The sequence below is a fragment of the Paenibacillus sp. FSL K6-0108 genome, assembly GCF_045040695.1.
GTDB classification, from domain to species: domain Bacteria; phylum Bacillota; class Bacilli; order Paenibacillales; family Paenibacillaceae; genus Paenibacillus; species Paenibacillus pabuli_B.
On record NZ_CP150288.1, the window covers coordinates 4,826,591 to 4,838,606 of the forward strand.

The 12,016-nt window shown below is 47.8% G+C and carries 8 protein-coding genes; all 8 read right to left on the reverse strand.

Annotation, left to right across the window (positions count from 1 at the left end):
• Positions 1 to 219 precede the first annotated feature (219 nt).
• A complete protein-coding gene (locus MHB49_RS21795) occupies positions 220 to 1,005 on the reverse strand; it encodes a CAP domain-containing protein (protein WP_405152983.1) in 786 nt (261 codons plus the stop codon).
• 348 nt (positions 1,006 to 1,353) lie between these two features.
• Positions 1,354 to 1,812 (reverse strand): GNAT family N-acetyltransferase, encoded by a 459-nt coding sequence (locus tag MHB49_RS21800; RefSeq protein ID WP_405152984.1) that lies wholly within the window; start codon positions 1,810 to 1,812, stop codon positions 1,354 to 1,356.
• Positions 1,802 to 2,989 carry a formate-dependent phosphoribosylglycinamide formyltransferase gene (gene purT / locus MHB49_RS21805; RefSeq protein WP_064636942.1) on the reverse strand — a complete coding sequence of 396 codons (1,188 nt, stop codon included), beginning with the start codon at positions 2,987 to 2,989 and terminating at the stop codon, positions 1,802 to 1,804. Before purT ends, MHB49_RS21800 begins: the two co-directional genes overlap by 11 nt.
• Positions 2,990 to 3,125: 136 nt before the next feature.
• Positions 3,126 to 4,976: an ABC transporter ATP-binding protein gene (locus MHB49_RS21810; RefSeq protein WP_405152985.1), complete on the reverse strand. Its 1,851-nt coding sequence runs from the start codon at positions 4,974 to 4,976 to the stop codon at positions 3,126 to 3,128.
• Entirely contained in the window at positions 4,973 to 6,745 is a 1,773-nt protein-coding gene (locus tag MHB49_RS21815) for an ABC transporter ATP-binding protein (protein ID WP_405152986.1), read from the reverse strand. The genes MHB49_RS21810 and MHB49_RS21815 overlap by 4 nt, the downstream gene beginning before the upstream one ends.
• A gap of 321 nt (positions 6,746 to 7,066) precedes the next feature.
• Positions 7,067 to 10,738 carry a dynamin family protein gene (locus MHB49_RS21820; protein ID WP_405152987.1) on the reverse strand — a complete coding sequence of 1,224 codons (3,672 nt, stop codon included), beginning with the start codon at positions 10,736 to 10,738 and terminating at the stop codon, positions 7,067 to 7,069.
• A 257-nt stretch (positions 10,739 to 10,995) separates the two neighbouring features.
• Positions 10,996 to 11,268 (reverse strand): NAD/NADP transhydrogenase alpha subunit, encoded by a 273-nt coding sequence (locus MHB49_RS21825; RefSeq protein WP_090900431.1) that lies wholly within the window; start codon positions 11,266 to 11,268, stop codon positions 10,996 to 10,998.
• A gap of 23 nt (positions 11,269 to 11,291) precedes the next feature.
• Entirely contained in the window at positions 11,292 to 11,987 is a 696-nt protein-coding gene (gene nth, locus MHB49_RS21830) for an endonuclease III (protein ID WP_405152988.1), read from the reverse strand.
• Positions 11,988 to 12,016 lie beyond the last annotated feature (29 nt).

Genomic DNA, 12,016 nt, shown 5'->3' on the forward strand with positions numbered 1-12,016 from the left:
CTGGTCGGGTACCTAAAATTTAAAATGATTTCATATTAAGATGACGCTTTTTCTAAATAACATAAATGTTCTGTCGTTAATTTGCAAATTTTGCCGACATATAAGTGGAATTCAATATCCAATAATCTTTTACAAAAAAAAGTTATGCCACGCACAGCTTTAAGCTGTGATGACATAACCTTTTGAACTAAAAGTTAGATTATTCTTTAATACAATTCATTAATTGCCGATAAATTCTTGAGCCCAGTAACCGTTGTAGTATCCAACACCGATTTTCGTAAAGTTTTTGCTCATGATATTTGCACGGTGGCCTTCGCTATTCATCCAGGCTGTTACAACCTCTTGAGGTGTTTTTTGCCCTTTTGCGATATTCTCACCAGCATAGCTGTAAGTCACTCCGAATTGTTTCATCATGTCAAATGGAGAACCATAGGTCGGTGATTGGTGATCAAAATAATTGTTGTTGCTCATATCCTTAACTTTGGCTACAGCCACTTTGTCCAAAAGAGCATCGGAAGCCAATGCGCTCAAGCCTGCTTTCGCACGTTCAGCGTTCACAAGTTTTACGACCTGAGCTGCAAAATCCGATTGTGTGCTCTCGCTGCCAGTGTTGCCTGTATTTCCTGTAGTCGTCCCAGTTCCACTATTCGAAGGATCTTTGGCAGGTGTAGTTGCCGGTTTATCTTCTTGAGCTGGTTTTGCAGGTGTTACCGGTTTAGCAGGTGTTGTCGGTTGAGCAGGTTTAGTAGTTTGATCAGGCTGTGTTGCAGGCTTTTCTACTGTTGTTTGCCCTTCGCCATTGGATACAGTGTAACCATTATCTTTCAGCCATTGTTCAATATACGCTCTTATGCTTTCTGCATTCGTAATTTTATACGTTGCAATTTTAGTAGTTGTTTTATATGATGCATCTGCAGCAGAAGCGGAAGCAGGGAGCATAACCCCTACGGCAAGTACGGCTGTCAGACTGCTGGTTACGACGGTTTTCATCCATTTCTTCTTCAAATTCATTCATCTCCTTAGAAATTAGTTATGACAACTTTGTAATTAATACTCTAGGAGTATATCAATTCAATAGTAGATTGTGAACCCATAAATTATGGAAAAGTTACTTTTTTGTCATTTTTAGATCCTGTTTCAAATGGGTGTGGACGGTTTATACTACATTGCACCATATCCTGCAAGCTGATCTTAAAACGCTGGCATATCAGCCAAAATCGCAACCATCAACCTTAAATTGCGGCATAAAAAAAGGGCATCCGGACAAAAAATGCTTACCGAATGCCACTTATCTTTTATTCATCATTCACCACACTAAAAACGTGAAGATTGCGATAAAATAAAACTCTTTTTCTATAGAAGGACTTTACTGAAACGATAGCCTTTCTTCTGGAAACCAATATGCTCGTAGAAAGAATAGGTTGTTGAAGTCACTTCACGGTTCGCTCCAGTGACAAACAATTGTTTACCACCTTGCTGTCTGCTCCAATCCTCGGCATGAGCCATCAGACGACGGCCAATTCCGCCCCCACGATGTTCTTGCCCTACAATCAAGGACGTAATTTGTGCAGCAGGTTCCGGATAGGCATGACTTTGCACACATTGCAAGCCAATCACACCAATAATTTGTTCATCCACTTCGGCAACAAGCATGCATGCGTTTGGATTGCTTTCCAAACATTCAATGCGCTCTTTCATGACATTGGCTGTTGTGGGATAGCTGACCTCTCGCATCAGTCCCGTTACCGCTTCAGCATCTCGCAGTTCACACTCTCGGATCATCAGTACAGGGGCCTCAACATTATTGGACATGATTTACCTCCACTTTCAGCATATTAGCGGCTTGTACCGCTGTTTTACGAGCTTCTTCCACATCTTGGCCAGCACTTAATGCTACAGCCATTCGGCGTCCCACTTTGGTCTCAGGTTTGCCAAATACACGAACCTGAGTACGAGGAAGCGCCAGTGCTTCTTCAATCCCGCCTACAGTAAAGTCAGATGTTTCATCATTAGCCTTCAGCGTTGCTGAAGCTCCCGGTGTCAGTAAATGTACACCCGTAACCGGAAAACCAAGAATTGCACGCACATGCAGTGCAAACTCGGAACTATCTTGCGTTACCATAGTAACCATGCCTGTATCATGCGGACGAGGCGATACCTCGCTGAACACGACTCCATCTGAAGTCAGGAATAATTCAACCCCGAACAGTCCATAACCACCAAGTTCATCGGTAACAGACTTGGCAATATGACAAGCTTGCTCCCATTGCTCGGGTGTCATCGCATGAGGCTGCCATGATTCGACATAATCCCCATCTTTCTGAATGTGACCGATCGGAGGACAAAATACTGTCCCTGAGACAGATCTAACCGTGAGCAGCGTAATTTCGCTGTCAAACTTCACAAAGCTTTCCACAATGACTCGTACGGATTTGCCGCGCGCTCCCGAAAGAGCAATGTTCCAGCAATCCTCTACGTCATCGGATGTACGGCATACACTCTGCCCTTTACCGGAAGAACTCATTAGTGGTTTGATGACGCATGGTGTACCCAATTCACGAACAGCTTCCTGAAGTTGTTCCAGGTTGTCCGCAAAAAGATAGGCCGCTGTCGGAAGGTTCAATTGTTCGGCTGCCAGACGGCGGATGCCTTCGCGATCCATCGTTAAACGGGCAGCACGGGCCGTAGGAACGACACAAAATCCTTCTTCCTCAAGCTCGAGTAAAGCTTCTGTTGCGATTGCTTCAATCTCAGGTACGATGTAATGAGGTTGTTCCTTTCGGATCAATTGTTTCAGAGCTTCGGCATTTAACATGTCGATGCAGTAAGACCGATGCGCAACCTGCATGGCAGGTGCGTTTTCGTAACGATCAACAGCGATCGTTTCTACTCCCAGTCGCTGGGCCTCAATAACGACCTCTTTTCCCAATTCTCCGCTGCCCAATAGCAGCATTTTTTTGGCTTGAGCCGAAAATGGAGCACCCCACATGTTCTTTCCAATCCTCCCAAAGAGAAATCTTCTATATCTATCTCTCTATTTTCGGGGTTTTGGTTAAAGAATGCAAGAGTGCTCCCTATTTTTCTTGTGAATTTTACAAGATTTTTTGTGTTTTTTCGATCAATTTTTACAAAAATCTGTATTGAGCTTCTATTAATCCATTATAAACTCCTTGTTTCTGGATAAGTTGCTCATGGTTTCCTTCTTCCTTGATTTCGCCATGATCCAGCACGATAATATTATCCGCATTTCGGATCGTGGAGAGACGGTGGGCCACCATAAAGGAAGTTCTTCCTTTTAACAGCACTTTCAAAGCCTCCTGAATTTTGAGCTCGGTTTCGGTGTCGATACTGGCAGTTGCTTCATCCAAAATCAAGATTCGTGGATCGGCCAGCAAGGCACGGGCAAAGGATAACAGTTGACGTTGTCCCATGGATAATACATTCCCGCGTTCTTCGACTTCCGTATCGTATCCACCCGGCAGCTTCATAATAAATTCATGGGCGTTAACAGCCTTCGCAGCTTCTTCCACTTCTTCATCGGTTGCATCGAGCCGTCCAAAACGAATATTATCTCTGATCGTACCAGAGAAGATAAACGTATCCTGCAGCACAATACTGATCTGGCTGCGCAAACTTTCAACCGTGACATCTCTTACATCATGACCATCAATGGTGAGACGTCCGCCAGAAATGTCATAGAAACGGCTGATGAGATTGATAATGGTACTTTTACCTGAACCCGTATGTCCTACAAGTGCAATCGATTGTCCGGCAGCTGCAGCGAAACTGATTCCCTTCAGCGCCTGTCTGCCCTTCTCATATTCAAACACGACATTGTCGAATACAATATCTCCTTTAATTGAAGAAAGTGGCTTGGCTCCAGGTTTATCAGCAATACTTGGCTCCTCATCCATAAACTCGAAGATCCGTTCAGAGGAAGCCATGGCAACGAGCAACTGATTATACATCTGTCCCAGTCGGTTAATCGGGTCCCAGAAGTTCCCGACATAGTTGGCAAAAGCTACGAGCAATCCAATTGTAAGTTGATCCTGTTGAATCAGGTAAGCACCAAACCAGAACAGGATTAACGTTCCGAAGCCGCCCGTAATTTCAATCAGAGGACCAAAGCCTTGGTTCATGGCCGATGCTCTGTCCCATGATTTTTTGCTAGACAGATTCATGTTGTCAAAATACTTCATGTTTTCTTTTTCCTGCGTATAGGCCTGAGTCACACGAATCCCCTGAATGGATTCATTCAAATGGGAGTTGATGCGTGAGTTCTTCATGCGTACATCCTGCCAGGCACGGCGGATCAACACACGCAGTTTGGTCGAAATAATAAACATGAGCGGAACGGTAATAATGACCGCAAGGCCCAGTTTCCAGTTGATCAACAGCAAAATGACGATAATCCCGAGCAGCTGCACACAGTCAATCATGACATTGACCGCACCGTTGGTGAACAGATCCTGCAGGGAGTTGATATCATTGGTGACACGCACCAGCACCGAGCCTGCAGGTCTTTTGTCAAAGAAGTTAAAGGACAGCTTCTGAATATGTTTGAACAGATCCGAGCGAAGATCATAAATGACCCTTTGCCCGATAATGTTCGTCAATTTGATTCGATACGTATTAGCCGCCCATTGAATCAGGTACAATACAAGCACAGAACCAGCAATAATATAAAGCATCGTCAAGCTTGGCAACCCTGTTGCAGGTGCAATCGCTTTATCAATCGCCAAACTGATCAAAAATGGCACGGATAATTTCGTTATGGTACCCAGTATCATCATTAGAATAATGAGTGGCAAGAGTTGTCTTGCGTAAGGCTTCATGTACGAGAACAAACGTCCAAACTCACGCCAGTTAAACGGTTTTTCAATTATTTCGTCGTCCTGATATACAAAACGTTCATTCATTTTCTTGTCAGAGGTCTCTTTGACCTCGCGCCTATCGGCTACCGTTTCGGCACTCATGAATTCACCTGCTCCCCAGCCTCCCGCTTACCGCGGGCAATATAATCTGCGTATTGAATCTCATATACGTCCCGGTAAGGCCCAGACTGTTCAATGAGATCTTTATGTGTGCCACGTTGAACGACACGTCCTTCATCCAATACCAGAATCTCATCTGCGTGACGCAGGGAAGAAATCCGATGCGCAATGATAAACGTCGTTCTTCCACGCATAACTTCCTGGAATCCGGATTGAATTTCATGCTCGGTTTCCATATCGACTGCACTGGTTGCGTCATCCAGAACGAGAATTTTCGGGTTTTTCAGCAGAGCTCTAGCAATTGCAATCCGCTGTTTCTGTCCTCCCGACAGGCCCATTCCCCTCTCACCTACAACCGTATCGTATCCTTCAGGGAATTCCATGATGAACTCATGAGCTTTAGCCAGTTTGGCTGCGCGGATAATTTCGTCCATGGTTACATTTTTGAGTCCATAAGAAATATTGTTACGAATGCTGGAAGAAAACAGGAACGTTTCCTGGAACACAGAAGCAATCTGACTCCGAAGGCTGCGAATTCCAATGTCCTTAATATTTTTGCCATCCAGCTTGATGGAGCCCGAGTTCACGTTATATGCACGCATCAGGAGCTGGATAATCGTTGATTTACCTGAGCCTGTTCCTCCCAGGAAGCCGATAACGGAGCCTGGTGGCGCATCAAAGTTAATATCGGTTACGGCCGGCATTTTATTGCCGTAAGCAAAGGTAACGGACTCAAAGGTCACATGCCCTTTGACTTGATCAGCCTCCACAATGACTGGATCTTCTGTCTCTTGCACATCTACCGGCGTATTCAACAGTTCCAACACCCGTTCACCCGATGCTTTGGATTGCGTATAGTTGTTGATATGGAAACCAAGGTTCCACATTGGACCGATTATGTACCAGATCAAACTGAAAAAGGCAACGAGTTGACCAAGTGTTAGCGAGTTGTTAATAACCATGTTTCCACCAATTAGGAGCAGCAGAACTACGCTGACAGAAGCGAGAATCTCCATGATCGGAAAATAGTGACTCCATAATGTTGCTGCATGAATCTGGTTCGTTTTGTAGCGCTCGTTGCGGACGGAAAACTTCTCCACTTCGTGAGGCTCACGTGCAAATGACTTTACAGTACGCACTCCTGTAATATTCTCCTGTACTGCTGTCGTCAGAGAGCTGAGCGCCAGCCGCATTTCCTGGAACGCGGGGTGAATTCGGGATTCGAATCTCAGCGCAACGAAGGCAAGCAGAGGAATACATATGAGCGTTAGCAAGGTAAGCTTCCAACTCATGGTCATCATCATGATTGCGCCGAATACGACCATCAGAACCATGTTGAGAATTTGAGCGAAGCCAAATCCGATAAAGTTACGGATCGCTTCGAGATCTCCCGTGAGGCGGGACATCAAATCTCCCGTTTTGGCCGTATCATAATACCGGAAGGACAAAAATTGAAGCTTTTCGTAACAAGCGTTACGAAGTCGGTACGCCAGGAAATTTCCGAGGCGACCTCCAAAAAGACCGTGTAAAAATTGCATTCCCGCTTTCAGAATAACGACACCTAACACTGTCAAAGCCAGTTTGGGAACGTCTTCAAAATTACGCGGAGTAATGACGTCATCAATCAGTATCCTTAGCAGGTTCGGATACACCAGTCCAAGCGCGGTCGCTATGGCGAGGCATAAGATCGATAAAAATAAATACGCGCGTTTCTCCCAGAAAAAGATCTGCAATTGCCTGAGAACATCCATGTCTCTCCTCCTCTTATATCGTTCAAAAACAGTATGAACATTTATGAAGTTTATCACCGTCCCCCATTCGCGGCAAAGCGAATAAGCGACCATATTCAGGCTACTTTCACCTTAATGCGTCAATAACGGAGGTAGATACCCTCCTATCAATCAAATGTTTGAATATTCTCTTCCTTTCAGGTTGTTCGGACCAAAAAAGGCTCCCTGTATGCCTTTAGAGGCAGGAGCCTTTTTGGGTACAACGACAACATTTCAGAATATCGCTATATAACTCATTTCGTTTTACAACCGTTTACATACAGACATGGGTTTGAATACCTTTTATTCACGTCCAATTTGCCCCAGTTGTACAGCCAGACTCTCCCATTCTTCGGCAGGAATTCCACTGGTCAGTGTCTCCTGAAGGGCACCCAAAGCCTCCTCGAGTCTCTCTTCCAATTGACGGGATTTATGCTGCAAAGACTGCCCAAGCTTATTGTCATAGAACTGGACCAGCTTATTCTCCGCAGCAGGCAGAACATCGATCACCATCTGTTTAATAACGGGGTCAAGTGCCTCCTGCAGCCGCTGTCGTCCATCTCCTTCAAAGAACTGTTTTGGATTACGGAAATAACTCAGATACGCTTTCCAACCCGAAGGTTCTTCCAAACGCACCTCTTCCAAAACAGGTGTACTCCAGCGTTCGTCCAGCGGCAACGACAGATCCATGCCTCCGGATAATCGTTTCAATTCATCTACACATTCGGTCACTTGCTTGAGCAGCCAAGACTGACCCGCCTGTTCGAGTCGGAGTGTAGTCGCAAGCAGTTCCTGTTCCAGTTCGATGGCAATCATGCGCAGCAGTTCGCGACCGCATGCAGCGAAGGCTGCTTTCAGGTTTCCGCGATCCTCACGAAGAACGGATGGATGGAACGCTTCTGCCATAAACAAGCCAAAACGATAACCCAGGCGCTGTCGCACATGGAACAGCAATTCAGCCGTTTCCTGAGCCAACTCTGCCTTCATGGACCGTTTTGCGAGCAAATGTACCCTCTGAAGAGACTGTTCCTGGATTGAGCCCAGCTCATCCCGACGTCGCTGTAGTACCTCTTCTCCCTGGGCTGCATCCTCGGCACGTGTCTTAAGACGTTTCATCACCCGTACGATCTCTTCAGAAGCTCCACCGACCGCAAGATCCGCAAGCTCTCTTCCTGCAAACCGGTTAAATTCTTCCTCGAACTGAATAAAGCCGGATTGCTCCAGCAATTTCGCATCGTTGCCTGTCTTGCCTTCCATTGCCAGCATGCTCGATACAGGAAAGAGGCGTGGTGCCCGAATGCCATTACTGCGCAGTTGTGTGCTCACATGGTCCAGTACCTGCTCCAACTCTTCATCAGAGGAAGACAAGTCACTCGCATTAACGACAAAGAACATCTGATCCATTGCCGAGCTGTCTTTCACCCGTCCCAATTGATTCAGGAACTGTCGGTCTCCCTGAGAGAAGGCATGGTTGTAGTACGTTACGAAAATGAGTGCATCCGCATTCTTCATATAATTGAAAGTTACGCCCGTATGACGGGCATTCACGGAGTCTGCCCCTGGTGTATCTACAAGGACAATGCCTTGTTCTGTCACATCACAACTGTAGTACAGGTCGATACTGTCGACAAAGCAAGACTTTTTCTCATTGGCGACAAAGTTACGATATCCGTTCAGATCCACCAGCACATCCTGGCCCAGTTGATTGGCGGTACTCTCCCAGCCTGCTGCGGCTGCCTGCAAAAAGCTGTAATGTGGACGCCCCGCCGGATGCACATCCTGTGGAGAAAGGGCTCTGACCCGTTTTTGCCAGTCTGCCCCAGGCTCGCCCAGTCCAAGCAACCGGAAGGAATACGCGAGATCCTCCTGGAAGGCATCCAGGGTCTTCATCCGGACACGGGCAGTTCCATGCTCCGTGCCACCGGACGGAGCCATGATCCGGTTAATTGCCGCTGTCGTTGGATGCGGCGAGACCGGTAACACAGCTTCGCCCAGCAGCGCGTTGGCGAAGGAGGACTTGCCGGCGCTGAACGCTCCGAACAGCGCCAGTGTAAACGTGCCGCCCGCAAGCGAAGCCGCGCGTGCACGCAGATCCCGTACCGCCGACCCCATGGCGGGGTACGGCTCTACCAGCGCAGCAGCGGCTTCCAGCCGTGCCGCCGCTGCGTCCAGGCGCCGGCGGCGCTGTGCGCCAGCCGCCGGCTGCCCGTGCACCGCCGCTGTGCGCGGCGGCGGTGCCCCTGGAGTCTGTGGTTGCGCAGCCACAGACTCTGCCGTGCCCGTGTGCGGGCCGGGTGTTTCACCCGGCTCGTGCGCGGGCACGGGCGGGCCCTGCACCTCCGGCAACAGCCCGGAGGTGAGGGGGCCCGCAGGAGGCAGCAGGCTGCGCAGCCCTGCTGCCTCGGCGTCGGCGGCGCGCTGGAGCGCCGTGTAGCGCGCCGCCGACGCGGATTGCGCCAGCAGCGCTGCGCGGCTGGCGTCCAGCGCCTGGAGCGCGGCTTCGCCCTGCCCGCCAAGCGCCTCAAGCAAGCGGTCGGCCAGCATCATGGCCGACCTGCGGTAACGGGCCTCAATCTCGCCCCGTACATCTTTGCTGAATTGAAGCACATACTCGGGAGATACCTCTGCGCTGGCGCTCCGCTTCATCTCCAGCAGTGCTTCATCTATCACAGGCAGCTCCGCGTTCAGCGCCTGCTCCCACTCAGCGCTCCATAGCTGATGGGCTTCACCCAGCTGTCTGAGCATCGTACGGATATGAACCTCGACTTGTCCCGAAACCTGATCCTGCAAAAGTCTAACAAGTTCAGCAGCACGACGCTGTTTCTCCTGTTCGGTCTTGCCACCAGAGAACAATAAGCCTACACGGAAACCAGATTTACGGCTCTCCAAATAGGCCGCGGCTGAGGTACGAATATCGGCAGGGGTCAGGTTCGCATTCGCCAAAAGGGGTTCCAACTCTGCCCGGAACTTTTCACGTTCACGCGAGGGTTTGGAACGAAGTTCTGCTTCCTTTTGATCCAAGAGACCCAGCTCCCGTTCCAGACGTTCGATACCTTCCTTGCCCCCAACTTCCTTCAGGAGCACTGTCTCTTCCTCTTCGCGTTCTTCTGCCTGTCTTGTCAGATGCTGCTCCGTCACATGGCTCGCAGAGCTTGCAAGGCTGTGCTTGATTAACCCTTCCTTCTCCTTCATCATATGTTCAATCAGTTGAGGAAGCTGCGCCCACTGGCTGTAACGATGCTCCTTGTCACGAAGCGAAGTAAACAGCAGACCATCATACCGAACTTCCCAGGCTGCAAAAATAGCTTCTACACCTTCAACATATTGGTCAAACGAAAGCTCCCGTTCCCGATGTTTATCAATCTGGTTTACGATCAGAAACAACGGTTTGCCCCAATCCGATAGACTTTTGGCAAAGGAAAGATTGCTTTCCGATTGCACATGATTATAATCCATCACATAGAACACCACATCGGCAAGATGCAGTGCTGAATGTGTTGCAAGGCTGTGGCCCTGATCGGTCGAATCCACGCCTGGCGTATCCAGTAATACCGCATCATCTTTCAGTAGGGGAATGTCATCCCATACTTCAATGGAGGTGTATGCCCCACCATTCTTGCAATACTCCTCCAATTGTTCGGGCGAAACCTCAAGAACTCCCGCGGAATTGTCAGCGCTTACGTTCGATGACGTATAAATGAGTGCTCTCGGCTCACCGTTACGGATCGATACAACATTCGCACTTGTAGGTACAGGACTCGAAGGCAAAACACGCTTGCCACATAAACTATTAATTAGACTCGATTTGCCTGCAGAGAAGTGTCCACAAAACGCAATCGTTAACTGTTTCATTTCCGCCTTACTGATCAAATCCGTTAAAGCCTGTACAGCTGTATGGTCCCCTGTCTGCTCCATCGCTTCTCGCAGTGGAAGCAGAGGTATAGCCATCTCTACTGGGTAATCTGTTCTGGACATGACTGGCCTTCCCCCTGGCTCCTCTAATTTGACATCTGTTCCGATGTCTTTATCTTATAATTCATTTATTTTACCATTATCAAGTTTGAAATTGAACGGTTTGCTATTTTCCACATAAAAAAATAAAACCGATGCTGTCGGTTTTATCTGTGAAACGATTGAATTCCATAAGCTTGCTGCGTCCATGCCCCATGGAATCACCTTCAAAAGGTAAAGCCTGTGACATAGAAGCAGCATATCTTATTATTGCGAATCTCTTAAGAAACAGCGTTCTCCATCGAAGGCAGCAAAATTTCAAATACTTGTCCATGCTGCAAAATCGTAATGTTACGACCTTTGTCTCTCATAACAACCACTTCTGGTTTCGTGGACATACGCTCCAGATAATGTTCCGGCACATCGCCAGAATGGCTTACAGTGATGCCTTCTACTTCTTTTTCTTCGTTTTCAGCCATTTCCTGTTCAACGATTTGTTCGAAAATATCGGAGAAGGCCTCAAAATTGTCAGTGTACACGGAAATGCATTTCATAATTACTCATCCTCTTCTGCTCATTAATTTATTTTTCGTTTTGGGGTTGTGGCACGTTCCTTATCTTTCCTGATTTGGGACGTTTTCATACGCTTTTTCCCTTCTCTGCATCTGTCCAGCAATGGACAAACATGACACCCCGGGTTTTGTGCCTTGCAATGGTAGCGTCCAAAAAATATGATCCGATGATGAGTTAAAGTCCACTCATCCCGGGGTACGCGCTTCATTAGTTTTTTCTCGACCTCAAGTACGGAATCATCCCAACCTGCCAGTCCCAACCTTTTGGATACTCGTTCAACATGCGTATCCACCGCAATTGCCGGGACTCCAAATGCATTGGATACAACGACATTTGCAGTTTTCCGCCCGACACCAGGGAGGGTCACAAGCTGATCATGTTCCTGAGGTACATCACCGCCATACTGCTCTATTAAAATTCGGCACATGTTCTGAATATGCTTGGCCTTGTTTCGGTACAAGCCGATCCGCCGGATATCCTGCTCCAGCTCTTCGAGAGGAACGGACAGATAATCGGCAGGACTGGTGTACTTTTTGAACAAGTCTGCAGTTACCTTGTTTACCGTTTCGTCGGTGCACTGGGCAGACAACAGGACGGCTACAGTCAATTCAAACGCGTTGCTGTGATTTAATTCGCAATGTGCATCAGGAAACATTGCTTCCATTGTATCGAGTATATGCCTAACAGTGGCTGCATTCATGAAGAGCTACCTCCCACAAAATGACTCCA

Excerpts from the sequence above, each read along its gene's own strand:
- MHB49_RS21800 (WP_405152984.1), bottom strand. The coding sequence starts at position 1,812 with ATGTCCAATAATGTTGAGGCCCCTGTACTGATGATCCGAGAGTGTGAA.
- purT (WP_064636942.1), bottom strand. The coding sequence starts at position 2,989 with ATGTGGGGTGCTCCATTTTCGGCTCAAGCCAAAAAAATGCTGCTATTG.
- MHB49_RS21810 (WP_405152985.1), bottom strand. The coding sequence starts at position 4,976 with ATGAGTGCCGAAACGGTAGCCGATAGGCGCGAGGTCAAAGAGACCTCT.
- MHB49_RS21815 (WP_405152986.1), bottom strand. The coding sequence starts at position 6,745 with ATGGATGTTCTCAGGCAATTGCAGATCTTTTTCTGGGAGAAACGCGCG.
- MHB49_RS21820 (WP_405152987.1), bottom strand. The coding sequence starts at position 10,738 with ATGTCCAGAACAGATTACCCAGTAGAGATGGCTATACCTCTGCTTCCA.
- MHB49_RS21825 (WP_090900431.1), bottom strand. The coding sequence starts at position 11,268 with ATGAAATGCATTTCCGTGTACACTGACAATTTTGAGGCCTTCTCCGAT.
- nth (WP_405152988.1), bottom strand. The coding sequence starts at position 11,987 with ATGAATGCAGCCACTGTTAGGCATATACTCGATACAATGGAAGCAATG.